The organism is Undibacterium sp. Xuan67W, assembly GCF_049340165.1.
Taxonomy (GTDB): Bacteria; Pseudomonadota; Gammaproteobacteria; order Burkholderiales; family Burkholderiaceae_D; genus Undibacterium.
The window spans coordinates 22,629-47,347 of the sequence record NZ_JBMPPN010000009.1 but is presented as its reverse complement, the minus strand read 5'-3'; the positions used below and the strand labels follow the sequence as shown (position 1 = coordinate 47,347).

Below are 24,719 nucleotides of genomic sequence, written 5' to 3'. Positions count from 1 at the left end.
AAAAAATTCTTCAGCGCTTTTTTTAATCGAGATGATGAGGCAATTATCTCACTGCGACTTACTTCAGCAAACCAAACACTTTACCAATGATTTTGCTGCCGGCTCCGATAGGATCTTGTCTGATCGCTTTTTCTTCTTCTGCAATCATTAAATATAATCCATCTAAAGTGCGCTGCGTAACATAAGCTTCAACGGTCGCCTCTTGTTCGGAGACTACGCCAAATTTCTGCGCTTGCCCCATGACGGAATTGTACTTAGCAGACAACCCTGCTTTATCCGTTACCCCTTTGACGAGAGGTAAAAATTTTACACTTAAGGGTGCTGACGTTTTTTGTTTGAAAAAATCCGTCACCGAAGTATCGCCGCCAGTCAGGATATTTTTTGCATCGGTGACCGTCATTGATTTAACGGCATTCACCAATAACGGTTTTGCCATTGGCACTGCTTGCTCTGCGGCGCGGTTCATGGACACAACGAGCTCATCCAACTGTTGACCACGACCGGACATTTTCAAAATCGGACGTGCTTTTTCGAGCAGGGATGGCAGTTGAATTTTTACTTTGTCATTGTTTAAAAAACCGTTCTCCGCACCGAGCTTGGCAACTGCGGCAACCGAGCCTTTATCCAGTGCCGCTTTTAATCCTGCACTGGCATCTTGATTACTGAGATCATCAAGCGAGAAGGCAAAGACAGCGGAAGAAACCAGAAGCAAAGTAGATGCCGTCGTCCGGCGAAAAATTGATGTGCGCAACATAGAACACCCCTTAACGGAATACATAATAAAAATGGATGGAAATATTGGATTGGCTTGATCTCGCCACTGATAAATGGTAGTTACTGCGGGACAACGATACTACTCCGTATGAGGCAAGAGTCGCCTAGACTTCGTCCACAGAAAATAGACGGCGATGCTCAAGCATCGCGTATCGATCCGTCATACCCGCAATGTAATCAGCAATTTTACGCGCTTGCTGCGTGCCATGTGTAGCCTGGTCAGTGACAGTTTTTTTGATCTGATAGTCATCTGGTAGCAAAATGGGTTCGTCCATCATGACATTAAATAAATCCGTCACTACCCGGCGCGCCTTGCTGGACATACGGTTAACCATGTAATGACGATATAAATTCGCATGCAAAAACTGTTTGAGTAGTGTTGCCTCTTTTTGCATCGCATCTGAAAATGCAATCATCGGACTCCTGTTACGCACATCATCAAGTGATTGTGGCGCGCAGTCTTTGATGCGTTGCTCCGAGGTCGCAATCAAGTCAACGATGAGTGCGTTGATCATGCGTCGTATGGTTTCAGAAATTGCTCGGCGACCGCTGATACCAGGATAAGTCGTAGCGACTTCTGCACGAAATTTCGCATAAAAATCGAGCTCGTTTAATTGCGCTTCAGTCAGCAAACCTGAACGCAGACCATCATCAATATCATGATTGTTATAAGCGATTTCATCGGCGAGATTCGTGAGCTGCGCTTCCAGACTCGCTTGATTCTTCTGAATGAATCGCTGACCAACATCACCTAGCTTATGTGCATTCGTCAATGAACAATGCTTGAGGATCCCTTCACGCGTTTCAAAGCAAAGATTTAAACCATCAAAGGCACCGTAACGCTCCTCCAGAGTATCAACGACCCTCAGGCTTTGCAGGTTATGCTCGAATCCGCCAAATGCTTTCATACAGACATTTAACGCGTCTTGACCGGCATGACCGAACGGTGTGTGGCCAAGATCATGAGCAAGCGAAATCGCTTCGACCAAATCCTCGTTCAGACGCAAATTCCGTGCAATCGAACGAGCGATTTGAGCAACTTCGAGGCTATGTGTGAGGCGCGTCCGAAATAAATCCCCCTCATGATTAACAAAAACCTGGGTCTTATATTCGAGACGACGAAATGCGGTGCAGTGAATAATGCGATCGCGATCACGCTGATATTCTGATCGCGAACTGGAAGCAGGCTCCGCATGACTGCGCCCGCGTGATGTCGCAGATTGAGCGGCATAAGGGGCGAGATGCGTATCGGAAAACATATTATTGGATGCTAGCGCGCAGCGTTTCAAGCAATTTATCTTTCGGCACTGTGGTAATAAGGGGCGCACCTAGAGGCTTCAGCAGAATGAATTTAATTTGACCGCCTTCATTCTTTTTATCGACTTCCATCAACTCCAGCCAACGCTCCTCACCAAGATCAGGTGCAATTGTCGGCAAACATGCTGCCTCAACCAGCTTAGTGATCCGGACCTTGCTAACATAATCGATCAGACCAAGCCGGAAAGACAAATCTGCCGCCATCACCATGCCACAACCGACTGCCTCACCATGCAACCATTTACCATAACCTAAGCCAGATTCAATCGCATGGCCGAAGGTATGTCCGAAATTAAGAATAGCTCGCAAACCACCCTCGCGCTCATCCTGACGCACAACATCTGCCTTGATCTCACAAGAACGCGAGATTGCATAAGCGAGGCTTTCAGGATCCTTAGCGCGCAGCCGATCCATATTCGCTTCTATCCAGACAAAAAATGGTGCGTCAATAATTGCGCCGTGTTTGATCACTTCGGCTAAGCCTGCCGATAATTCTTTATCAGGCAAAGTAGTCAATGTCGAGGTGTCGGCGATCACTGCCTGTGGCTGGTAAAAAGCACCGATCATGTTTTTACCCAGAGGATGGTTGATACCAGTCTTGCCGCCAACTGAGGAGTCGACCTGCGACAATAAAGTCGTAGGAATCTGAATAAAAGGTATGCCACGCATATAAGAGGAGGCGGCAAAACCTGTCAAATCACCGATCACACCGCCGCCTAACGCAATCATTGTTGTCTTACGATCACATTTCGCCTCTAGCAACGCGTCATACACTGTCATCAGACTATTCCAGGTTTTATGTTCTTCTCCATCAGGCAAAATGATACTGACAATTTGCTTTCCAGAGACACGCAACAACTCCTCGAGGCGGGCCAGATACAAAGGAGCAACAACATCGTTGGTGACGATAGCAACACGCTCGCCTTTGATGTGGGATGCAAGAACGGTTGGGTCCGACAAAAGTGACTGGCCAATCGAAATTGGATAGCTGCGCTCACCCAAATCGACATGCAGAGTGTGATGGTTTTGTTGAAGCATTGTTACGCCTGGGATATTCGAGGAATTAGTACGCTGCTCAAGCTGCGCCAAGATAGATTGGACTAGAAACTGCACGTTAGGGCGACCAGTTTCAATGACCAAATGTGCGACTTCATGATAGAGAGGATCACGCTGTGCCTCGAGTTCTTCGAGCTTTTTGCGCGGATCGGCAGTTCTGAGTAAAGGCCGATTCTTATCATGACGAGTACGCTGCAAAATACTGCTGATACCAGCACGTAGGTAAATTACCGTACCGCGCTCTTGCAGATATTTTCTGCTAGCCTCACTTAGAATCGCTCCACCACCAGTCGCCAGCACAATGCCATCTTGAGAAGTAAGATCACGAATTACATCTGCTTCGCGCTGCCGGAAACTGGTCTCACCTTCAATTTCAAAAATCACAGGAATCGAGACGCCAGTACGCGCCTCGATTTCGTGATCAGAATCAATGAACTGCTTATTGAGCTTTTTTGCCAGGGCCCGGCCAACTGTCGTTTTGCCGGAGCCCATTAGACCTACTAAAAAAATATTACCTTGCATCTACAGCCCAACTTCTTTGATCGATCGCTGATAAAAAAATGCTATGGGGTATAAGTAACATCAACAGGAAAATTACGTGTAACCCCTAATGGTGTTGCGACTTGTACGTAAACATGACCATCATTAGACGCACAAGCATTTGCCGGGGTCAGAGTAATGGTGTGAGGAGTACCTCCTAGTGCCACATCAGCAGGTGCAACAACAGTTGCTGGAAAGATCTTGGCAGTTACATTAGTCGCGTCCTGAACAGTGAGCGTCGTACCGTTGGGCGCTGTGTAACCATTCCTATCAGTGACGACAACAACAAAAGATTGATCTTTACAAGACGCCTTGGAAAAAGTGACAGAACCAGGTAAATTCGTAATTGTTATCCCATTAGATGCACTATTAGTAAACTGTGTGGATCCAGCAATGGTATTTGCACCATCAGTTGCTGTTGCAGTAACAGTAACAACGGATCTATTTGGTGATTGACTGCGCCAAACAACACTGCAAGCACCATTTATCGTAAGGCATCTTGCATTATCCGCTACTCCACCGTCTCCGATGATTGCACCACTGTCTGTAGTAAATACTACTTGCGTGCCATTTGCAACAACACCACCATTTGCATCAGCTAGCAGTACAGTAATTTTATTTTGGATATTGCCAAAATCAAAACCCTCAATATTCACTTTTTCTCGTAACACCGTAAAACTAGTTTGTGTCGGCAATCCTGTAGTTACGGTAACGGTATCTGATAATGCACTGATTGCCGTGCCATTAACCGTTGCAACAACACGCAGTGTAGTTGGTTTTGTTCCAGAACTAACTGCCGCAGTAACCTGCCCAGTTGCATCGGTTGTACCTGAAATAGCAACTAAATTAACAGTTTCTGTACTTTGAGTTGAGAAGTTTACAGTTTTATTTGGAATTCCTACATTTGAACTATCAACCACTTTAAAAGTTAATAACGCTACTTCAGTTCGCCCATTACCTCCGGCGCCCTTAATTACGATTGAATTATTAGCTGGAACTGCCGATACAAAGTTGATCGCCGAAGCTACCGCGTCTGGAGGGGACCCAACCATAAAGTTAGCCTTACTTGATATTGCGGTTGTTCCCACAATTGTTGTAGTAGCAGTAACTGTCCCAGCACCCGTTCCAACTCCCGACTTTAAACTAACCTGAGCAATTCCATTTGCATCGGTCAGGGCTGTTCCGGTTGTTGGAGAAATTATAGCTATCGTGCTATCAAGAGTAAAAGTTACGATAGCGCCAACAACGGGAGCCCCCGTACTACCTTTTACGATTGCTTTTACAGTTAGTACACTGGATCCAGAAATTAAATTACTTGCAATACCGTTCGAGTCTACAAGACTAAGATCAACTCTTCCATTCGGATATTGAGAGGCATTGCTCCCCGAGGAAGTCCCAGCAGAACCACCACCACCACCACAAGCCGAAAGCAGAGAAACCAGCATAAATGAAATGATTAAGCGGAAGAAGTTTGACACGGATGATTCTTTACTAATTTGATTCATAATTTTTCCTAAGACCAAGACCAAAACTAAATCTATTTAGTTGTCAAACGATCTGTAATTATTTTTGGAGTAATAAAAACTAATAACTCAGTTTTGTCATTAGTTCGCCCAGTAGTCTTAAATAAATTGCCAAATAATGGGATATCGCCAAAAAACGGAATCTTTGTCACACTGTCACGCTCATTTTGTTGAAAAATTCCGCCTAAAACAACTGTGCCACCATTTTCAACAAGTACCATCGTTTTAACTTCTTTTGTATCGATTGCATAACCAGCGCGAGTTTCAACTCCAACACTGTCTTTGTGTACGTCGACATCTAATATTACATTCCCATCTGGTGTAATTTGAGGAGTAACCTCCAAACGCAAACTTGCCTTCCTAAAGAAGATTGAAGTTGCACCGCTACTCGTGGCAACTTGATATGGCAATTCCGTCCCTTGCTCAATCGATGCCTTCAACTGATCCGCAGTTACAACTCTTGGACTAGAGATAATTTTGCCTTTGCCATCGGCCTCTAATGCAGACAATTCCAAATTCAAAAATCTATTTGCAGCAGAAGAAAATAAACTTACCGCCAAGCTACCTGGATTTAAACCATTAATACCGGATGCTGGCAAACTTACAAATTGAGTATTAGGGATGTAACTTGAATCTGTAGGTTTAGCCTGACCAGTTTGTTCGCCCACACCGAGATAATTACCAGTCAATGCTACTCTTTGGTTTCCGCTTAATTGATACCCGGCATCACCACCACTCAAGCCTCTCATATCAGCAAATCCAAGCTTCGCTCCGAGATTTTTACTAAATTTATCATCAGCTTCAACAATACGAGCTTCGATTAAAACTTGCTTTGAAGCTACGTCAGTTTTTTGAATTAATTTGCGGATTTCCTCTAGTTTGCTAGCAACATCTGTAACAAATAGTTGATTTGTTCGGGGTTCAATTACAGCACTACCGCGTTTTGACAATATTCTATTTGTGCTAGAACCATCAGAGCCAAAAACTAGCTTAAATGCTTCTGCTTTTTGATAATTTAACTGGAATGCCTCCGTCTTTAAAGGCTCTAAGTCAGCGATTTGAGCTTTCTGTTCCAACTCCAATTTTTCTTTAGTCAAAAGTTCATCTTTTGGAGCAATCCAAAGTACTGTTCCATTTTTACGCATGTCCAAACCTTTGGACTGCATAATAATATCAAGCGCTTGATCCCAGGGTACATCCTTTAACCGCAAAGTTGAGCTTCCAGTAACAGTATCGCTAGCTATAATATTTAATCCACTAAATTCCGCAATGATTTGCAATAATGCTCGCACTTCAATATTCTGAAAATTAAAAGATAACCGTTCCCCACGATAGCCTTGAGTTCCCTGTGTCAGCTTATTTAGATCCTCTTTGATTGGCTTTACTTCAATCACTAATTGAGTGTCGCTCTGATAGGCACTGTGTTCCCATAAACCTTTCGGCTCAATTGTCATACGTACGTTTTCACCAAATAACCCAGTCGTAACGGTTTGTACAGGAGAACCAAAATCAGCCACATCTAGACGTTTTCGAAGAATGTCAGGCAATCCGACTTTCATAAAGTCAACTACAATTTTTTGCCCTTGTTGCCTGACGTCTACTGCAACTTGATTGTTTGGCAAATCAACAACGATGCGACCCTCGCCGTTGACTCCGCGTCTGAAATCAATATCGCGTAAATTCTGTTTGCTAGTTGTTGTTGCTGTTGGTATAACAGGCAATCCCATAGAGTTAACTGGAGTTGCAACCCCACCCGAGCCATCAATTGTAATTATTACAAAATTACCTTCCACACTCGTAGCGTAGTTTAGTGACTTATTCATGTTAAAAACTAATCGGGAACGACCGCCTGCCTCAACTAGATTAATACTACGTAGCTCCCCAATATTTACGTCGATGGCAGATTTACCTGTTGAGTTTGCAGTATCAGAGAAGTCTAATGCGATCCTTGCAGGATTAGTTATAGAAAATCCAATTGGTGACTTAACAATAGGTTTTTTTAGCGATACCTTTACAATTGTATTTACACCTTGCTGATTAGCAACAATTGACTCAATACTATTCGATTGAGCCAATGCAAACTGACAACAAGTAAGCAAACTCAAGATAAATAACTTTGTGAGCATATTGCGCCCCTTGCTTATCGTATTTGTTTTGTTTAGGGCAATCATTTTTTCGCCTCCTGCAGCTCTAATTTTGCTTGGCGTTCAGTCCACTCACCTGCCGCGTCTTGAACGATTTCCTTGATCTCTAATTCATTATCAGTAATTTTCGTAATCATTCCAAAATTTTGCCCTAAGTAGTTGCCCATTTTTACTTGAATAACCTTATTTTCGCCAGAAACTTTAATCAAAGCATATCTCAAGTTTGGCCGCTCTATCGTTCCAACCATTTGTAAAGTATCTAGTGGATATGACTCTAAAGCCTCTTTGCGGCGCTCCATATCCGGCCTCAACCCATTATTGGACTCAGCTTTCATACGTGCCAAGACAACTAATAATTTTGAAGGATTAAAAGGGTCAACATCATTTTTGCCTGCATATGAGAAAGGCACGTATATTTTCGGTTCACTTATCTTCGAAATTATCACGCGGCTGTCTTTTTTTACTTGAACCATCCACTCTTGCACTTCTGATACGCCGTTGTCGCCACAACCGACCAGACCTGAACAAATAGCGAAGGTGAGACAAAAATGTTTAATGAATATTTTCATTTTTTCGTACCTTTTTTCAAGGCGGCCTGAGCAGAAACTTCTTCAGGGTCCAAATAGCGAAATGTCTTTGCAACAACATCAAGTATTAATCCACCCTCTTTTGATGTAGAAACCGCTAAATTATTAAGTGTCACAATTCGAGGTAATTTAGCTATATCACTTACAAACTCACCCATATCGTGATAGCTGCCTGCTAGCCGAATATCAATCGGAAGTTCAGCGTAATAATCTTTGACTACAGCCTGCCCCGGTTTGAACGTTTCAAAAGTTAATCCACGTCCAGTCGCAGCTTGGTTTATGTCAGACAATAAAGCATCCATTTCAGCCTTACTTGGTAACTGTTTCTCCATTGCTGCAACATATTGAAGTACTAATTTACGCTGTTCTTTCAATGCATCTAAGCTAATCGCTTGTTGCATTTTTTGCTTGTAAGAATCTTTAAGTTTTTGCTCTTCTTGTTGACCTGTGTCCAGCTCAAGTAATTGGGAATCCCAGTAAGCAAACCAACCTAAAATGATTAATCCTCCCAACAGTAAGAATGCGGCAAGCAGTCGAGGTGCGAGAGGCCACAGTCCTGGATGCAGCCCATTAAGATCACGAAACTGGGAATTGATAGAGTCAGTGAGTTCATTTAAATTTGCCATAATTGTTTCCTATCCGCTCTCATCAGGGCTTTTTGATTTCGGGGGTTGCAGCAACTCCTGATGCTGCTGTCGAATCTTTTTCGCGCGGACGCTTGATACCAACATTCACAGTGAAATCAAATACTTTTTTCGCATCGCGACCTTGACCTAAACCAGCTGATTTGATTTCAATTAACTCAGGTTTATCCATCCAGGGCGACTTGTTACCCAAACTTCGCAAAAACTCTGACACCCGCTGATTGGACTGAGCGTAACCATTCAAAACAATCCGTTGACCATCTTGTTTAAGCGTTTTTAAAAATACGCCCTCAGGTGTTAATTTAACTAACTCATCCAACATAAATACGGGCTGATTTCTATCGCCCTGCAGATCTTCTACGGCTTGCTGGCGAGCTTTTAATCCGTCGATTTCCTGCTTCAGGCTAGCAACTTCCTTAATTTTTTCGTCTAGCTTGGTATTTTCTGACTTAATAAAATTATTTCTGTCTGCCTGCTGTGAAATTCTCATTGAAAAGAATGTCCCTACTGCAATAATGATTGCAGCAGCAATAATCCCGGAAAACAATAGCAGAGTATAAAAATCATTCTTAAGTTGCTTCCGCTTAGCCTCACGATGAGGAAGGAGGTTAATTTTTATCATTAGCCAAATCTCCGCATTGCGAGGCCACAAGCCACCATATAAGAAGGTGCGTCAGTACGCAAAGCCTTCTCGCTTACATTTGACGATAGTTCCATACCTTTAAACGGACTAACAACGCTAGTGGATATTTTCGTACGCTCTGCAATCATATCTACAAGCCCGGGGATGACTGCGCAACCACCAGCCAGGAAAATCTGATCTACCCTGGTGTAAGGGGTGGAGGTGAAAAAGAATTGGATTGCTCGGGTGACTTCAAGGGCTGCACTCTCTAGAAACGGCTCAAGCAACTCCATTTCGTAACTATCTGGCAAATCCCCTTGTTTTTTCTTGAGTTCCGCTTCTTCAAAGGCCAGGCCATAATTGCGTACAATATCTTGCGTCAGCTGATTACCGCCAAATTGCTGATCGCGCTCGTAGATCACCTCTCCGTTGAGCAAGATAGAGATGTAGGTGACCTTAGCACCGATTTGAAACAAGGCATAAATCTGATCTTGGCCCGCATTTGGTTGCTGCTCAATCAGTCGCAAGACGGATGCGCGTGCAGCATAGGATTCGATATCCATAACCTTAGCCTGTAAGCCAGAGGCCTCAGCGACAGCGACCCTATCTTCAATTTTCTCTTTTCTTGAAGCAGCCAGCATGACTTCAACATCTTCCTCGGCGTTGTTAGCCGCAGGGCCAATGACGCAAAAGTCCAGGCTGACCTCATCCATTGCAAACGGAATATATTGGTTGGCTTCTGACTCAACCTGAAGCTCAAGTGCCTGCTCGCTCAAATTACCAGCCAAGATAATTTTCTTCGTGATCACAGCTGAGGCGGGCATCGCAAGTGCGACATTTTTTGCACTGACTCCGCTTTTTTTTATTACCTTACGAATCGCCTCTGAGACCTGTTCGATATTTTCAATATTTCCGTCTACCACGGCACCTTTAGGCAGCAGTTCGGAGCCATAACGTTCTAGTTTGAACGCCTTATTGCTCCCCTCAGAAATCTCCACAAGCTTGACATCAGACGTGCTGATATCCAAGCCAATTAAAGGCGGATTTTTTCTACCGAGCAATGATGCAAGATCTAAAGCCAAGGATATCCCCTCAAAAAATACTGTTTTATTTGCATTACTTTTAGCCTGCGGCTGTTGCTACAAAATGCCTAAATATTGCGCGCGTCAAATAGAAATTTTCTTTTAAAAACCGCTATTTAGGAGACAATCATCCAAGCTTACATGAAATCCTAGCAATAAGCGCTTCATTGTGTAAAGCATTTTCCACGCAGCATCAACATTATCCGTTGCCAATTCCCCACGCAAAAAATGAGATTCACCCGCAGAAACAACAAATAATCATGTAAATTCCTGTTATTTAATTGCAAAAAAGCAAAATTTTATCAAAAATCCAATCCAATTTGGATTTAGCAACGTTTGGTTACACAAAAAATAAATGCCGGAAAATACAAGCTGGCAAGACCAATTACTTTTGCTTTTATTTATACACTTCACTGCTTTCGCTGGGCTACTTCCCTCAAAGGATATAATGTCAGCCTAAATTCTCAATCGAAACACCACTAAAATCTCCCATGCCAGCGACGCCCACTTCTTCAGATACATCAAAACAACAAGAAACAACGAAGACCCGCCATTGGGCAGTCAAATTACTGCTGGGAACTGGCGGCATTATTCTGGGCTTGTTCATCGCCGGATTGCTGATGATCGGATTCGCCTTAACTATGGCTTATCCGAACTTACCCGAACTAGACTCGATCACCAGCTATCGTCCGAAGATGCCGCTACGCGTGTTCTCTGCCGACAATATGCTGATCGCCGAGTTTGGCGAAGAAAGGCGCAATGTCGTGCATTTCAAGGAAATTCCTGAAATTATGAAAAAAGCTGTACTGGCGATTGAAGATGATCGTTTTTACGAACATGGCGGAGTCGACTATTTGGGTATCACCAGGGCAGCACTGCATAACCTGACCGGTGGCGCCAAGCAGGGTGCCTCAACGATTACGCAACAGGTAGCGCGTAACTTCTTTTTGTCCAGCGAACAGACCTTTAAACGCAAGATTTATGAAATCCTGCTGGCTTGGAAGATTGAACAGAATCTGACCAAAGATCAGATCCTTGAGGTGTATATGAACCAGATTTATCTGGGTCAGCGTGCTTATGGGTTTTCTTCTGCGGCGCAAATCTATTTCGGTAAAAGCCTGAAAGAACTTACCATCGCCGAAGCTGCGATGCTGGCTGGTTTGCCAAAGGCACCGTCTGCCTACAACCCGGTCGCCAATCCCAAACGCGCCACCGTTCGCCAGCAATATATCTTGCAAAGAATGAAGCAACTTGGCTACATCACCGAGGCGCAATATGAGCAAGCCAAAACAGAAGTATTTCATACCAAAACCGATAGTAGCGAATTTGGTATCCACGCCGAATACGTGGCAGAGATGGCGCGCCAACTAGTGTACGAGCAGTTCAAGGAAGAAACATACACCCGAGGATTAAACGTCTACACCACGATCACCAAAGCGGACCAGGATGCCGCCTATCTGGCGCTGCGTCGTGGTGTCATGGATTATGAAAAGCGTCACGGCTACCGCGGCCCTGAGGCCATCATTGACATTCCCAGTAGCAAAGAGGCTGCTGAAGATGCGATTGAAAAAGAACTCGCTCAACATTCGGATAGCGATGACCTGGTGATTGCGATGGTGCTTGATGCCAATCCTAAACAGGTGAAAGCCGTGCTGGCATCTGGCGAAGAGATCCAGATTACCGGGCCAGGACTGACATTTGCCGCCGCAGGAGTGGCGGCAACCGCACCAGCAAACAAAAAAATTCAGCGCGGTGCGGTCATACGTGTCGTGCAAGAAGGCAAAAACTGGAACATTACTCAACTACCTGAAGTGCAGTCCGCCTTTGTCGCTGCCAGCACCACCGACGGTGCAATTCGTGCGTTGGTTGGCGGCTTTGACTACAACATCAATAAATTTAATCACGTGACACAGGCATGGCGTCAGCCAGGCTCCAGCTTCAAACCATTTATTTATTCGTCGTCACTAGAAAAAGGGCTGTCACCGGCAACCATCATTAACGACGCGCCTATCAGTTTTGATGCGGGTCAGACCGGTGGTCAGGCTTGGGAGCCGAAGAACTACGACGGCAAATATGAAGGCCCGATGACCATGCGCAAGGGTTTAACCAAATCCAAAAACATGATCTCGATCCGTATCCTGCATAAAGTTGGCGCGAAATATGGGCAAGAATATACGAATCGTTTTGGCTTCTTACCAGAAAAAAATCCCCCCTACCTGACACTGGCTCTTGGTGCAGGCGCGGTAACGCCGTTGCAAATGGCTGGCGCCTATGCCGTGTTTGCCAACGGTGGATACAAAATCAATCCTTATCTGATTTCAAAAATTACCGATACAACTGGCAAAGTCTTATCGCAGGCAAACCCTGATAAATCCGGCGATGAAGCTAATCGTGTGATCGACGAACGTAATGCGTTTTTGATGGATAGCATGATGAAAGATGTCGTGCGCTTCGGCACGGCGACCAAAGCATTATCCCTGAAGCGTCCTGATATCGCGGGCAAAACCGGTACCACCAATGATTCGTTTGATGCCTGGTTTGCGGGTTATCAGGCCAAGCTGGTCGGAATTGCCTGGATCGGCTTTGACCAGCCGAGGAATCTCGGTAATAAAGAAACTGGCGGCGGGCTGGCGCTACCGATCTGGATAGGCTATATGCAAAGGGCGCTCAAAGATATTCCTATCGAAGAGCGCCCGGTACCGAACGGTATTATCTCTGCCAATGGCGACTTTTATTATGCTGAAAACCCTCCAGGGACTGGCATACAGTCCTTGGAAGCAGAAACAAAAGTCATCGAAGAATAGACCCCGCGATAGATATAGCAGAGTTTGCACCCTCGCCTCAGTCCTCGCGATAACGACGTCTGAGACAATTGCGTGAGCTCTGCAAATTACATCGCGCCCTGCACTTTCGCTATGGCAGACAAGGTGCTGAAAAATTCTGAGCTGTCGCGCGTATTAAGCCAGTGCTGACCGTCGTAGCGATAGTGAAAGCCACCAGAACGCGCTGCCAGCCACATCTCTTGCATCGGCGCCTGACTATTCACAATGATTTTTGAGCCATTGTTGACGAACTCGATTTCCAATACGTTACCGCTTCGCTTGCATTCGACATCCAGTTCATCATTCTCAAACGCCTGTTCAAAAATACTCTCTACCTGACGCAGGCAAGTATCCGCCAGTGTCAAAAATTCGGTTTCGGTCATGCTACACTCCAGCGCAAACTTAAAACGTCATTGTAAGCCTTAATCCCTGATCGGCTCCCAAAGAACCACGGAGCGCAAGGGCAATCAGCTTGCCGGTGTATGCAAACGAACAGACATCAAAATAAAACGGGCAAACGCTCGCATCAACCAGGAATTTGTACGATTATGAAAATCACACGACTGTTCATCAGCGCCGCATTCTTGTTCGCAGTCACTGCCTGCGGCCAAAAAGGTCCTTTGTACATCCCGAATAAATCGGGCGTGACAGCAGCAGCTAACGTTGAACCCGCTACCGCTCAGATAACAGCACCGCAATAAAAATACATACTAGAGGCGAGTATATTTAAAGGTCTAGGAAAAACATGCGGCATAAGGCATGTTTTCACCCATACTCCCCACTATTAGCATTAGTCATCAGGTCTAAGCATGATAGGTGAGGCCAACTCTGGCCGGCATCCCTGCGTATCTTGCAAAACCGCTCGTATCGCCGCCATATCCTTGTCCACGTTGACAGTCAGCGGCAAATAATCGATCAGGCCGATTTCTTTTTTAGCGAAATCGAAATACGCACACCCCACGGGGATCTTGGCGGCCAGCGCAATATGATAAAAACCGCTACGCCAATATGGGCGATGACTGCGCGTCCCCTCGGGCGTGACAGCCAGCCAATACCAGTCAGCGCGGTTGATGCGTTCGGCTAAGCGGGCGATAGCCCCGGTTGATGCCTTGCGCTCAACTGGCTCGCCACCGAGATAGCGCACCAGGCGTCCGATGGTCGCGCCGGTCACTCCCTCGAACAGCGTGGATTTAGCAATAAAGTGAAAAGGCATGCCAATCGCCCACATCGCCAGGACACCAACGACGAAATCCCAGTTTGATGTATGTGGATATACGACGATCACGCCACGCGGTCCGGGCAAAGGTTTATACAATACCCGCCAACCGATCAGTTTCATTGTTATCACAGCAAAACGCTGCAACCCTGTCTCGACATTTTTTGTTGTAAGTAGATGTGCTGTCATAATTTTTCAGTATGATGTGCGGCGATTATGCCAAGGAGCAATTAATGATGCAAAACAAACTGTCGTTTTTGTTCGTGCTAGGTTTGTTTAGCAACACAGCCTTCGCCGCCCACCCGCTGGTGACCGAGGACACAGGCATGCAAGGTCTCGACAAGCAGCAGATCGAACTCAATACGGATCATGTCGACTTCGCAGGCAGACGCACTCAAGTCAGCGGGCTCACCTACACCTATGGACTGCGCGACAGCATTGATCTATATGCAAATCTACCTCTGACCTGGAGTCAGCCGTCTGGCATTAATGACCTCGCGCTCGGAACCAAGATCTTGTTTTTGGAAAAAGAAGAACTGAAACTCGCAGTCAAAGCGGAGTGGCAACTGCCAACAGGTAATGCGAAAAAGGGATTGGGAAGCGATAGTCAGGATGCGAATTTATCGCTAGTCGGTAGCTATGATCTTTCGGACTGGACCGTGCAAAGCAATCTCGCCCTGACGACACATCGCTTTCGCGACACGATCAGCCACAAAGACAGCCGCAGCGTCGTATGGCGTGCCTCAACTGCCGTGCTTTACACCATCCGGCCCGAATGGAAAGTAGTAGCAGATATCAGCATCGCACAAAATGAATTGCTTTCTCGGCGCAATGCGGAAGTCACGAGAGTCATCGGCATCATTGCTGCCCCCACGCCAGATATTGACGTGGATATGGGAGTGCAATTTGTACAGCACAATACCGGTCTGGAAAAACGATGGGGTGCGGGACTTAGCCTGCGCTATTGAGTGCTTCTGTTGAGCACAACTATTGAGTGCCGCTACTGAACACTCTGCTTGTTAATGACGACCGGCCAAAGGCATACGGCTACTTTGCCAGCGCCAGAACAAACGCACAATAAGCAATGCCGCTACGATCAGGCCGAATAAAACTGGCTGAGAAAAATCATGCTTACCGGCCTTCATCCAAAAATAATGCAGAACACCTAAGGGAGCGATCAGGTAGATCAGGCGATGCAGCCATTGCCAGCGCTTACCGCCCAGGCGTTTAATCATGCCATTGGTGCTCGTCACCGCCAGCGGCAGCAACAAGACGAACGCTACAAAACCAACTGTAATAAAAGGCCGCTTCAATACATCCTTCCACATCTCGGCCACATCAAATCCATGATCGAACCAGAGAAATGTCGTGAAGTGCAGCAAGGCATAAAAAAAAGTGAACAAGCCCAACATACGCCGCAATCGTATCAGCCAATGCCACTGAGTCAGTTTGCGCAGCGGTGTCATCGCCAGCGTAATACACAGCAGATACAAGGTCCAGTCACCCGTATTTCTGGTAATGAATTCGACCGGATTTGCACCCAGCTTGTCCAGAAAAGCGAAACTGAACAGACGTAAAAACGGCAACAGCGCGACGATGAACAAAATAACTTTAATCAACGAGAGTTGCTTAGGAGATGGCTGATATGCTGGCAAGCGCATTACATAATCCAAAGTAGGTGGCGTAATTAGGGATAAAACAGATGTGGACAGTTCATTACTATGGTCAAAATCTCCCCTAATTTCGGCAGATTGCGCATTCAACACTGCTTTTACGACATTCATCCGGTGTAATCCAGCATTAATTACAAAGAGACAAACCGGCTGAACCGACCAAAACTCAGTACGGATCAAGCATGCTCAGATCAATAGAATTTTTTCAAATCCATCCCTGTATATAAAGAGGCGACTTCGTTATAACCGTTGAACATCAGCGTCTTGCGCTTTTTGGCAAATAAGCCGTCCTCACCAATACGGCGCTCGGTTGCCTGCGACCAGCGCGGATGATCAACGTCTGGGTTCACATTCGAATAAAAACCGTACTCACTTGGTGCCGCGATATTCCATGCGGTTCTGGGTTGTTCTTTCGTTAAGCGGATTTTGACAATCGACTTCGCTGATTTAAAACCATATTTCCAGGGTAAAACCATGCGTACCGGTGCGCCGTTTTGATTCGGCAACACTTCACCATACATACCCAGACTCAGCAAGGCTAGAGGATGCATCGCCTCATCCATACGCAAACCCTCTACATACGGCCACTCAAGCACCGGACGCCGCAAGCCCGGCATCTGCTTCTTATCATCCAGTGTGATGAATTCGACAAATTTGGCGTTACCGGTCGGCTCAACTTTTTTAATCAGGTTCGATAAAGAATAGCCAATCCACGGGATCACCATCGACCAGCCCTCAACACAGCGCAACCGATATACACGCTCTTCCAGCGGGGCGAGTTTGAGCAAGGCGTCGAGATCCAGCGTCACCGGCTTCTTCACTTCGCCTTCGATTGTGACAGTCCATGGCCTGGGCTTTAGCGTGCCCGCGTTCATCGCTGGCTCTGACTTGTCAGTGCCGAATTCATAGAAATTGTTATAGGTCGTCGCGTCTTTGTACGCTGTTTTTCTCTCGATTAGCGCATAAGCGGGATTCAGCGTCGCAGCAAGTTTTTGCGCGCCCGGCGTCTGGGCAAATGCTTCACGGTTCGCCATCTCAAACAAGGCGCTACCGGCAATCGACCCGACCGCCAACTGACGAATGAAATCCCGGCGCGACTCAAATACCTCACGCGGCGTGATCTCGGATGAAAATGGCAATTCGATACCGTTGGGACTACGTTTGATCAACATGATGACTCCATTTACGGCGACGAAGGGATGAACTTGCTGGATTTATAAGCCAGTCAAGATGACGGCTTACAACTTAGACGACGCAAGTAAGGATTTAGTTTCTCATGAGTCGACATAGTCTGCTGAACCTTACATTTTTTTGATGTTCGCCATAAAAAAAGCACTGCATTTTCAAATGCAGTGCTTTTTTCCGGTCAGTACAAACTTACAGTGCGCCGTAAGAATGCAAACCCGACAAGAACATATTCACGCCGAGGAAAGCAAAGGTGGTCACGATCAGTCCGATCAAAGCCCACCACGCCGCCATCTGGCCTCGCAACCCCTTCATCAGACGCATGTGCAACCATGCAGCATAGTTGAGCCAGACAATCAGAGCCCAGGTCTCTTTAGGATCCCAGGACCAGTAACCACCCCAGGCTTCTGCCGCCCAGAGCGCACCGAGAATGGTCGCAATAGTGAAGAAGGCAAAACCGACTGCAATCGCTTTGTACATCACATCATCGAGCACTTCGAGCGAAGGCAGGCGATCTTGCAAATAACCTTTAGATTTCAGCAAATAGGCGACCGCTACCATCGACGCCAGGGCAAAAGTACCGTAACCAATGAAGTTTGCCGGCACATGGATTTTCATCCACCAGCTTTGCAAGGCCGGTACCAGCGGCTGAATCTCGGACGCATCGCGTTTGACGGTATACCACAGCAAAAAACCGACCGCAGCAGAAATTACAATCAGGACAAACGGACCGAGCTGACGTGTCGCATATTGTTGTTCGTAATACAGATAGAACAGCGCCGTGATCATCGAAAACAGGATAAATACTTCATACAGGTTCGAGACCGGAATATGACCGATATCCGCGCCGATCAGGTAAGACTCATACCAGCGCACCAGCATGCCAGTGAAACCCATAATCACCGCAGACCAGCAAAGGATAGATCCGACCGAAGAACCGAAATCCGAGCGCGCAATCAATCCGCCCCAATAAAACAAGGTGGATAAAAAGAACAATGTGCTCATCCACAAAATTGCCGATTGACTCGACAATAAATACTTCAGGAAAAACTTTTGATTCGCCATTTCCAGCGAACCGTTATACAAATGCACGGCAAAGAAGGTGATTAAAGCAAGGACGAGGAACAGGCGACGTACTGGTTTCCAATGCCATCCAAGCCACGCAAACGCAGGAACTGCGCATACCAGAATACCTTTTTCATACACGTCCATAAAAGTACCAAAGCGACCAAGTGCCAATATCGCGCCAATACTAAGCGCAAACGCATAAAGCCAGTCCAGAGTACCAAGACGTTTAAAGAACCCTTGGTAAGGTGCGTTGTTATGTGTCATTTCCATCATGTTTCCAATCTTAAATCTTACTTTCTGGCGTCAAGCGATATATCTGGGACGAAAGGAGCAAGGATCATCCGCTCACTAAAGTGACCACAGTGTAGTCGATTAGCTCGCTTAGGGTACTTGTCCCGGCGTTGATGCAGATCCAGACTGCGGCGACAAATGCGCGAGCTGGTTCTTCAATTGCTCAAATTCTTTTTCAAAATCCAGCGTCTTGCGTTGCGAACTCAATGCCATCAGGGCAGCGGTAATGTTTTCGCCACTTGCACCAACATCATTGTCTTTTAACCAGATCCATAAGCGACGCTCCCGGATATAAAACATCGAGAATACGCCAATCACCAGGAACAGGCATCCGAGATAGACCACGTTCTTGCCAGGCGAACGCGTTACCTGTAATACCGATGCCTTCACTTCTTCAAACCCGCTAAGCTGCAAATACACTGGCGCACCATAGAAAAAAGAATCAGACAAAGCGTTGATCGATAACTGCATAAACCGGGCGCGTTTCTCTGTCAGTTCTAGTACAGGCAAACCCGCTTGTTCACGTGAGACTTGCCACAGATCCCACATGCTGCCATTGAGTATCTTCATAAAAACATCGGCGGCTTTTCCCTGCTCCGCTGCTGGAATTTGCTCAAGAAAACGGGAGATCGCGACAAAACCGGTGACCTGATTTTTACTGTCTTTAGTATCTCCCGCAAAAATTGCCAGACCTTTTAGTGCAGACAAGCGCAACTGTTCCTGTAATTGTTTTTGCATTTGCTCTGAGCTCTCGGGCAGCGCATGTTTGACATAGCGCTGGGCAGCGATCTCACGCCATGCTGGATTTGCTAGCGCAGCACGCAGCCTCATCCACTCAATGATCGTGTCATCATCGTCAGCCGGGATGCGCAGATAACGAAATTGCTCATTCGGATTGTCACGCGTACCGGCAAGGAACATCGTTGCACCGTCGAGCTCCATCGGCTGCATATAATTATGGAATTCTCTGGCCTGTCCGGTCTTGTCTCGCAGTTTGTACTGCACACTCGGGCCGACGTTTTTTAAGTCTTTGCTGTTCGCATTCTTTGCCGCCGATCCGGTATGTTTGTCCAGATCGAGGCTCAGTTGCTGATTAAAACTCGTATTGGTATTCACCGCACGCAGGTCTTGCCCGGCTTTCATATTTTCCACATTGAATGGCCGGAAGCCCGACCACTCTATCGTGTAATCATTGCCACCCGCCGATTTGAGCAGGGTAGAACCACCAACCTCTCCTGCCAAGGCGAAGCCAGCCGATTGGGCTCCAGTCATAGGGAAGGCTGTCATGGACAAGCGACTACCGCCATCTTCAAAACTTGACTGGTACACTGCCACACCTTTGTAGATCAACGGCTCATTCACTTTGATGGTGGCGGAAAAAGTCTTACCGGTTTCATGATCCTTGACCATGACTTCGCTGGCGAACAACTTCGGCATACCCGTCGAATAATAATCAATGATGAATTTATTCAGTTTGATTGTGAAGGGTAAATCCTGGATCAGCACGCCTTTAGGCTGAGGAATAATCGCCGTGCTGCTTGTCGCGCCTTCCGGGATCATGGTGTTGCCACGAAACGTAGGATTGGACAGAGATAAACGATGTTGTTGCGGAATATTCGCGATGATACCGCTACCATCAAATGCGACCTTACCCATAAACCATTGCTGCATACGGATAGATAAATCCGAGTCCAGCATACCGCCGACGCAGATAATCACAATCGCACTGTGCGCAAAAATATAACCCCATTTGTTAGCAGCACCTTGCTTAGCGCTGATCAGCGTTGCACCGTCCTTTTCAGAAATTTTGAATTTATAGCCAAGTCGTGCAATGTGAGCGCTAATCTGGTTCGCGCTGGCAATCCGCGACCCGGTCATGTGCCAATCCGCTTTATGATGAAAATTACGCAGAGACTGTTCGCGTACGTTGTCACGCCAGCTTCGCATATCCTTCAGCATTTTGGGTGCATTACGGATCAGACACAGGCTGGTCGACAAGACCAGAAACGTCATGATCAGCAAAAACCACCAGGCCGAATACACTGCATACAAACCGAGTTTGGCAAATACATCAAACCAGAACGGACCGAACTGATTCACATAATTTGGCATAGGCTCGTTCTGTTTCAGCACCGTGCCGATGGTCGAGGCAATCGCAATCAGCGCAAGCAGGCTAATCGCAAAACGCATTGATGACAGCAACTCAACCGCATCCGCCAGCCAGCGACGCTCGGTTTTGATCTGTATTCCAGCGGTATTTGTTTCCATAAAATCCTGAAAATAAAAAAGGGGATGGCTTTTGCCACCCCCTCCATTGACTACTTATTTATTTGATCGGCGATTACTTAAGCTTACTTAAGAATACTTATTATCGCTTACCTTCTTACTTCAAGCCTGCGACGTAGTCAGCAACTGCTTTGATTTCATCATCGGACATGCGTTTGGAGATCGTGGTCATCTGTGCGCTGTTTTTACGCACGCCAGTACGGAAATTCGTCAATTGTGCAATCGTGTAATCCTGATGCTGACCCGCGATACGCGGGAATTGCGCCGGAAGACCAGCACCATTTGGGCTATGGCAGCCAGCACATGCTGGAACATTTTTCTCAGCGATACCACCACGGTAAATTTGTTTGCCGATTTCGACGATATCTTTATTTTTTGCAGAACCTGGTTTGGATTTTTGTGTGCTCAGGTAAGCCGCCAGATTTTTCATGTCGTCTTCTGTCATCGCTTTAGCAAATGTCGTCATGACGGCATTGTTACGATCAGGACCAGTAAAATTCGACAATTGTTTAGCAATATAGGCCTCGTGCTGGCCAGCCAGTTTCGGGTTCACAGAGATAGTTGAATTACCAGCCGTACCGTGGCAGGAAGCACAGGCCACGATGCCGCGCGCAGCGTCGCCATTGGTGTACAGAGCTTCGCCTTTGGCCGGATCTGCTTTAGCAGGAGCTTTGTGCTCTTCGTTGGCATAGGCCATTGAGGTGACTGAAGACAACGCCAGAACAGCGATGCTGAGGGACTTCAAGAAAGGAGAAAAAGCACGGTTCATTCAAACACCTTGAGACTAAATGATGGAAATCTGCCCTATTGGCAACGCATAGTTGTGCTGTTGGTAGCGATGCCTGAATTGCATCCGCACGACCCGACAGTACAATAAATACAACAAACATACAAAATGCGGGATCGGAAACATGCAGCCCAATACCTAACCCCTTATTGTACAATAGCTTTTAAGTGAAACACTTTCTTCTGTTGCATTTTCCATGCAATTTCGATGCTCCGGGTTACTTCGTTCTGCCTAGTCCAGTGTAAGTCACAGCTAAATACGGACTTTAGTGCCGGCTTCACCCCGATCATCTTTACTATTATTTAAAGCGCACGCACCTCTTATGTCTATCCTATGGCAAGCCCGTTTCTTTACCACGGTCAATCATCTGCGCGATTTGCCACACACCACCGTACCGGAAATTGCCTTTGCCGGTCGCTCCAATGCGGGCAAATCGACTGCGATTAATATCTTGTGCAATCAAAAGAAATTATGCTTCGCATCCAAAACACCGGGACGCACGCAGCATATTAACTATTTCTCTATCGGCGGCGCTCATGTAGGGCAGCATCGTAAAGATGAAACCCGTGTCGATGAAATCCGCGCACTGCTGGTCGATTTGCCCGGTTACGGCTATGCAGAAGTTCCTGGCGCGGCTAAAACTCACTGGAATCAATTGCTGGGCTCCTATGTGCAAAAGCGCGATCAATTATCTGCACTGGTTCTGATGATGGACGCGCGTCGCCCTTTTACCGATCTCGATACGCAAATGCTCGAATGGTTTGCACCGACGGGCAGACCCATCCACTGCCTGCTGACCAAAGCGGACAAACTGAACCGTAACGATGCGACCAATGCATTACGCCTGACCAATAATATTTTATCCAGCTATACCGATGCGAATGGTGAACCGTTTCCCTTTACGGCCCAGTTATTTTCTTCACTGAAACGCACGGGTATTGAAGAGGCTGACGCAAAGATTCAGAATTTGTTGGGATTGGATATTCCGCTTGCGCCATTGAGCGAGGATGCGGGAGATTCTCACGCCAGTGACGCGACAACCGCTGATACACAAGATTAAAAACAAAAAGCGCAAGCTGATCCGCTCCGGGAAAAAGAGGGGAATAACCGGCAAAGCGCCTATTGGATTATCGCGGCGCAATGTACCACCATAAAAAAACCCCGGCCGATTGCATCGAGCCGGGGGAACAACGCCGATTCGCATAGGGACGAACGGCGCCCGCTCAGGGAGGAGAAGCGGTAGGCTTAAGACACTGGATTTTGAAGACCTGCACTTAACACCTATCCTTCTGAGCTTGCGCTTAGAAAAAAGTTTCATTACTCTGAACAAAAAATTTTTACGGTGATCGTCATGTCTATTACAAAACCCGCCCAATTCCCTGCTATCCGTATGCGCCGTATGCGCCGTGATGTGTTCTCACGTGCGCTGATGCGCGAGAACAGCGTGACCGCATCTGATCTGATTTATCCTGTGTTCGTGATTGATGGCGTCAATCAATGTGAAAAGGTTGCGTCTATGCCCGGTGTAGAGCGCGTCTCGGTGGATGTGCTGCTTGGCGTGGCGGAAGACTGCGTTGCCCTAGGCATTCCTGTGATGGCCTTGTTCCCGGCGATCAATCCTGGGCTGAAAACACCGGACGGCATTGAAGCGACCAATCCAAAAGGTTTAATCCCGCGTGCAATTCGCGAACTCAAAAACCGTTTTCCGGAACTCGGTATTTTGACCGACGTTGCACTCGATCCTTATACCAGTCATGGTCAGGATGGTCTTATCAATGCAGACGGTTATGTCTTGAATGACGAAACCACCGAGATGCTGGTGCGCCAGGCATTGACCCAAGCGGAAGCCGGTGCCGATATCGTCGCACCAAGCGACATGATGGATGGCCGTATCGGTGCGATCCGTCATGCGCTGGAGTCGCACGGCTATATTCATACCCGCATCATGGCTTACTCAGCTAAATATGCGTCCGCGTTTTATGGCCCATTCCGCGATGCCGTTGGTTCAGCAACCAATCTGGGCAAAAGCGATAAAGCGAATTATCAGATGGATCCGGCAAACAGCGATGAAGCGTTGCGCGAAGTCGCCCTTGATCTGGCAGAAGGTGCCGACATGGTCATGGTCAAACCGGGCATGCCGTATCTCGATATCGTACGCCGCGTCAAAGATGAATTCAAAGTACCGACGTTCGCTTATCAGGTCAGTGGCGAGTACGCGATGATCAAAGCCGCTGCGCAAAATGGCTGGCTCGACCATAACAAGACGATGATGGAAACCATGCTGGCATTTAAGCGTGCAGGTGCCGATGGCATCCTGACGTATTTTGCCCGCGACGTTGCACGCTTGCTGAAGCACACTACCTGATCACCTCAGGCGACTACTTATTACGATGATGCTGATCCTATTAATCATCGTCTCCGCTGCGCTGGCGATCGCTGGTGCCGGTGCGCAAGACAATGTGATCTGGCTACACTATGTGTGCAAGCCGCTGACCACCATGTTAATTTTTTATCTCGCCTTCCGCGCCACCAGTGTTAGCCCGCCGTATCGGCGGGCTATGTTGACAGGCATTATCTTTTCTCTATTTGGTGATATTTTTTTGATGCTGCCAGCGAGCGTCGTCAAGCCTGGATTTTTGCTTGGCCTCGGTAGCTTTTTATGCGCGCATATCTGCTTTCTACGCGCACTGACCAGCGATCACCGATTCTTTTCACGTCCGCTAATTTTTCTTGGTATTGGTGCGCTTGGCGCAGCGAATTTATTCGTGCTGTGGCCGGGACTTAACATGGATTTACGTATCCCGGTTGTCATCTATGTCGTCTGCCTGTTGTGCATGACAGCGCAAGCAATCACACGCCATCTGAGCATACAAACCTCAACAAGCAAATGGGCAATGGCTGGCGGCATACTATTTATGCTGTCAGATACGCTGCTGGCTTACAATAAATTTTATACGCCGCTACCGCAAGCGAGCCTGCTGATTCTGGCGACGTATTATGCTGCACTGGGTCTGATTGCGCGTTCGGTGAACCGCTCCTGAATACTAGTTAATTACATCTGAATTCTCTTACCCCGACACCTCAAATCATTTTTATCGCGAT

General features: G+C 46.8%; 22 protein-coding genes. 6 read left to right on the top strand and 16 right to left on the bottom strand.

Translation table 11 applies throughout. The features are described 5' to 3' along the window. Positions 1 to 58 precede the first annotated feature (58 nt). The 9 genes from ACO0LE_RS10070 to ACO0LE_RS10030 all read right to left on the bottom strand — a co-directional run bounded on the left by ACO0LE_RS10070 (position 59) and on the right by ACO0LE_RS10030 (position 10,289). Entirely contained in the window at positions 59 to 754 is a 696-nt protein-coding gene (locus ACO0LE_RS10070; protein WP_422960235.1) for a DUF4197 domain-containing protein, read from the bottom strand. Positions 755 to 878: 124 nt separating this feature from the next. Further along, positions 879 to 2,033 carry a deoxyguanosinetriphosphate triphosphohydrolase gene (locus ACO0LE_RS10065; RefSeq protein WP_422960234.1) on the bottom strand — a complete coding sequence of 385 codons (1,155 nt, stop codon included), beginning with the start codon at positions 2,031 to 2,033 and terminating at the stop codon, positions 879 to 881. A gap of 1 nt (position 2,034) precedes the next feature. Next, complete coding sequence (gene aroKB, locus ACO0LE_RS10060) at positions 2,035 to 3,669, bottom strand: bifunctional shikimate kinase/3-dehydroquinate synthase AroKB (RefSeq protein ID WP_422960233.1); 1,635 nt, start codon at positions 3,667 to 3,669, stop codon at positions 2,035 to 2,037. 41 nt (positions 3,670 to 3,710) lie between these two features. Beyond that, complete coding sequence (locus ACO0LE_RS10055) at positions 3,711 to 5,192, bottom strand: Ig-like domain-containing protein (RefSeq protein WP_422960232.1); 1,482 nt, start codon at positions 5,190 to 5,192, stop codon at positions 3,711 to 3,713. A gap of 32 nt (positions 5,193 to 5,224) precedes the next feature. Further along, complete coding sequence (gene pilQ / locus ACO0LE_RS10050) at positions 5,225 to 7,336, bottom strand: type IV pilus secretin PilQ (protein ID WP_422960334.1); 2,112 nt, start codon at positions 7,334 to 7,336, stop codon at positions 5,225 to 5,227. 41 nt (positions 7,337 to 7,377) lie between these two features. Next, on the bottom strand, positions 7,378 to 7,923 hold the full coding sequence (locus ACO0LE_RS10045; RefSeq protein ID WP_422960231.1) for a pilus assembly protein PilP: 546 nt from the start codon (positions 7,921 to 7,923) through the stop codon (positions 7,378 to 7,380). Then, entirely contained in the window at positions 7,920 to 8,567 is a 648-nt protein-coding gene (locus tag ACO0LE_RS10040; RefSeq protein WP_422960230.1) for a type 4a pilus biogenesis protein PilO, read from the bottom strand. Before ACO0LE_RS10040 ends, ACO0LE_RS10045 begins: the two co-directional genes overlap by 4 nt. Before the next feature lie 22 nt (positions 8,568 to 8,589). Further along, a complete protein-coding gene (locus ACO0LE_RS10035) occupies positions 8,590 to 9,207 on the bottom strand; it encodes a PilN domain-containing protein (protein ID WP_422960229.1) in 618 nt (205 codons plus the stop codon). Next, the gene (locus tag ACO0LE_RS10030; RefSeq protein WP_422954694.1) at positions 9,207 to 10,289 is read right to left on the bottom strand and encodes a pilus assembly protein PilM; all 1,083 of its coding nucleotides are present in this window, start codon (positions 10,287 to 10,289) and stop codon (positions 9,207 to 9,209) included. The genes ACO0LE_RS10035 and ACO0LE_RS10030 overlap by 1 nt, the downstream gene beginning before the upstream one ends. Before the next feature lie 491 nt (positions 10,290 to 10,780). Between ACO0LE_RS10030 and ACO0LE_RS10025 the strand changes: the two genes are divergently transcribed. Next, positions 10,781 to 13,093 (top strand): penicillin-binding protein 1A, encoded by a 2,313-nt coding sequence (locus ACO0LE_RS10025; RefSeq protein WP_422960228.1) that lies wholly within the window; start codon positions 10,781 to 10,783, stop codon positions 13,091 to 13,093. 86 nt (positions 13,094 to 13,179) lie between these two features. Here ACO0LE_RS10025 and cyaY read toward each other — a convergent pair whose 3' ends face one another. Continuing rightward, entirely contained in the window at positions 13,180 to 13,494 is a 315-nt protein-coding gene (gene cyaY / locus ACO0LE_RS10020; protein ID WP_422960227.1) for an iron donor protein CyaY, read from the bottom strand. 165 nt (positions 13,495 to 13,659) lie between these two features. Here cyaY and lptM point away from each other — a divergent pair, with 165 nt between their 5' ends. Next, positions 13,660 to 13,812, top strand: a complete 153-nt coding sequence (gene lptM, locus ACO0LE_RS10015) for an LPS translocon maturation chaperone LptM (protein WP_422960226.1) — start codon at positions 13,660 to 13,662, stop codon at positions 13,810 to 13,812. A gap of 89 nt (positions 13,813 to 13,901) precedes the next feature. On the opposite strand, the gene ACO0LE_RS10010 is transcribed toward lptM, so the two are convergent. Further along, on the bottom strand, positions 13,902 to 14,516 hold the full coding sequence (locus ACO0LE_RS10010; protein WP_422960225.1) for a 1-acyl-sn-glycerol-3-phosphate acyltransferase: 615 nt from the start codon (positions 14,514 to 14,516) through the stop codon (positions 13,902 to 13,904). Between the two features lie 44 nt (positions 14,517 to 14,560). Between ACO0LE_RS10010 and ACO0LE_RS10005 the strand changes: the two genes are divergently transcribed. After that, positions 14,561 to 15,295 carry a transporter gene (locus ACO0LE_RS10005; protein WP_422960224.1) on the top strand — a complete coding sequence of 245 codons (735 nt, stop codon included), beginning with the start codon at positions 14,561 to 14,563 and terminating at the stop codon, positions 15,293 to 15,295. 51 nt (positions 15,296 to 15,346) lie between these two features. Here ACO0LE_RS10005 and ACO0LE_RS10000 read toward each other — a convergent pair whose 3' ends face one another. From ACO0LE_RS10000 to ACO0LE_RS09980, 5 genes are all read right to left on the bottom strand, one after another. Further along, positions 15,347 to 15,988, bottom strand: a complete 642-nt coding sequence (locus ACO0LE_RS10000) for a sulfite oxidase heme-binding subunit YedZ (RefSeq protein WP_422960223.1) — start codon at positions 15,986 to 15,988, stop codon at positions 15,347 to 15,349. A gap of 203 nt (positions 15,989 to 16,191) precedes the next feature. Beyond that, a complete protein-coding gene (gene msrP, locus ACO0LE_RS09995; protein WP_422960222.1) occupies positions 16,192 to 17,172 on the bottom strand; it encodes a protein-methionine-sulfoxide reductase catalytic subunit MsrP in 981 nt (326 codons plus the stop codon). Between the two features lie 205 nt (positions 17,173 to 17,377). Further along, complete coding sequence (gene ccsB, locus ACO0LE_RS09990) at positions 17,378 to 18,523, bottom strand: c-type cytochrome biogenesis protein CcsB (protein WP_422960221.1); 1,146 nt, start codon at positions 18,521 to 18,523, stop codon at positions 17,378 to 17,380. 111 nt (positions 18,524 to 18,634) lie between these two features. Then, complete coding sequence (locus ACO0LE_RS09985) at positions 18,635 to 20,812, bottom strand: cytochrome c biogenesis protein ResB (protein WP_422960220.1); 2,178 nt, start codon at positions 20,810 to 20,812, stop codon at positions 18,635 to 18,637. Positions 20,813 to 20,927: 115 nt separating this feature from the next. Then, positions 20,928 to 21,599, bottom strand: a complete 672-nt coding sequence (locus ACO0LE_RS09980) for a c-type cytochrome (RefSeq protein ID WP_422960219.1) — start codon at positions 21,597 to 21,599, stop codon at positions 20,928 to 20,930. A gap of 340 nt (positions 21,600 to 21,939) precedes the next feature. On the opposite strand from ACO0LE_RS09980, the gene yihA reads away from it, so the two are divergent. The 3 genes from yihA to ACO0LE_RS09965 all read left to right on the top strand — a co-directional run bounded on the left by yihA (position 21,940) and on the right by ACO0LE_RS09965 (position 24,658). Then, a complete protein-coding gene (gene yihA / locus ACO0LE_RS09975) occupies positions 21,940 to 22,677 on the top strand; it encodes a ribosome biogenesis GTP-binding protein YihA/YsxC (RefSeq protein ID WP_422960218.1) in 738 nt (245 codons plus the stop codon). 291 nt (positions 22,678 to 22,968) lie between these two features. Then, positions 22,969 to 23,982, top strand: coding sequence for a porphobilinogen synthase (hemB, locus tag ACO0LE_RS09970; RefSeq protein WP_422960217.1), 1,014 nt, complete (start codon positions 22,969 to 22,971; stop codon positions 23,980 to 23,982). A 28-nt stretch (positions 23,983 to 24,010) separates the two neighbouring features. Further along, positions 24,011 to 24,658, top strand: a complete 648-nt coding sequence (locus ACO0LE_RS09965; RefSeq protein WP_422960216.1) for a lysoplasmalogenase — start codon at positions 24,011 to 24,013, stop codon at positions 24,656 to 24,658. Positions 24,659 to 24,719 lie beyond the last annotated feature (61 nt).

Bases quoted from the DNA above. Each gene is read 5' to 3' on its own strand.
- ACO0LE_RS10045 (WP_422960231.1), bottom strand. From the start codon at position 7,923: ATGAAAATATTCATTAAACATTTTTGTCTCACCTTCGCTATTTGTTCA.
- ACO0LE_RS10005 (WP_422960224.1), top strand. From the start codon at position 14,561: ATGATGCAAAACAAACTGTCGTTTTTGTTCGTGCTAGGTTTGTTTAGC.
- cyaY (WP_422960227.1), bottom strand. From the start codon at position 13,494: ATGACCGAAACCGAATTTTTGACACTGGCGGATACTTGCCTGCGTCAG.
- ACO0LE_RS10055 (WP_422960232.1), bottom strand. From the start codon at position 5,192: ATGAATCAAATTAGTAAAGAATCATCCGTGTCAAACTTCTTCCGCTTA.
- ACO0LE_RS09980 (WP_422960219.1), bottom strand. From the start codon at position 21,599: ATGAACCGTGCTTTTTCTCCTTTCTTGAAGTCCCTCAGCATCGCTGTT.
- msrP (WP_422960222.1), bottom strand. From the start codon at position 17,172: ATGTTGATCAAACGTAGTCCCAACGGTATCGAATTGCCATTTTCATCC.
- ACO0LE_RS10035 (WP_422960229.1), bottom strand. From the start codon at position 9,207: ATGATAAAAATTAACCTCCTTCCTCATCGTGAGGCTAAGCGGAAGCAA.
- lptM (WP_422960226.1), top strand. From the start codon at position 13,660: ATGAAAATCACACGACTGTTCATCAGCGCCGCATTCTTGTTCGCAGTC.
- aroKB (WP_422960233.1), bottom strand. From the start codon at position 3,669: ATGCAAGGTAATATTTTTTTAGTAGGTCTAATGGGCTCCGGCAAAACG.
- ACO0LE_RS09965 (WP_422960216.1), top strand. From the start codon at position 24,011: ATGCTGATCCTATTAATCATCGTCTCCGCTGCGCTGGCGATCGCTGGT.
- pilQ (WP_422960334.1), bottom strand. From the start codon at position 7,336: ATGCTCACAAAGTTATTTATCTTGAGTTTGCTTACTTGTTGTCAGTTT.
- ccsB (WP_422960221.1), bottom strand. From the start codon at position 18,523: ATGGAAATGACACATAACAACGCACCTTACCAAGGGTTCTTTAAACGT.
- ACO0LE_RS10000 (WP_422960223.1), bottom strand. From the start codon at position 15,988: ATGCGCTTGCCAGCATATCAGCCATCTCCTAAGCAACTCTCGTTGATT.
- hemB (WP_422960217.1), top strand. From the start codon at position 22,969: ATGTCTATTACAAAACCCGCCCAATTCCCTGCTATCCGTATGCGCCGT.
- ACO0LE_RS10010 (WP_422960225.1), bottom strand. From the start codon at position 14,516: ATGACAGCACATCTACTTACAACAAAAAATGTCGAGACAGGGTTGCAG.
- ACO0LE_RS10065 (WP_422960234.1), bottom strand. From the start codon at position 2,033: ATGTTTTCCGATACGCATCTCGCCCCTTATGCCGCTCAATCTGCGACA.
- ACO0LE_RS10040 (WP_422960230.1), bottom strand. From the start codon at position 8,567: ATGGCAAATTTAAATGAACTCACTGACTCTATCAATTCCCAGTTTCGT.
- yihA (WP_422960218.1), top strand. From the start codon at position 21,940: ATGTCTATCCTATGGCAAGCCCGTTTCTTTACCACGGTCAATCATCTG.
- ACO0LE_RS10070 (WP_422960235.1), bottom strand. From the start codon at position 754: ATGTTGCGCACATCAATTTTTCGCCGGACGACGGCATCTACTTTGCTT.
- ACO0LE_RS10025 (WP_422960228.1), top strand. From the start codon at position 10,781: ATGCCAGCGACGCCCACTTCTTCAGATACATCAAAACAACAAGAAACA.
- ACO0LE_RS09985 (WP_422960220.1), bottom strand. From the start codon at position 20,812: ATGGAAACAAATACCGCTGGAATACAGATCAAAACCGAGCGTCGCTGG.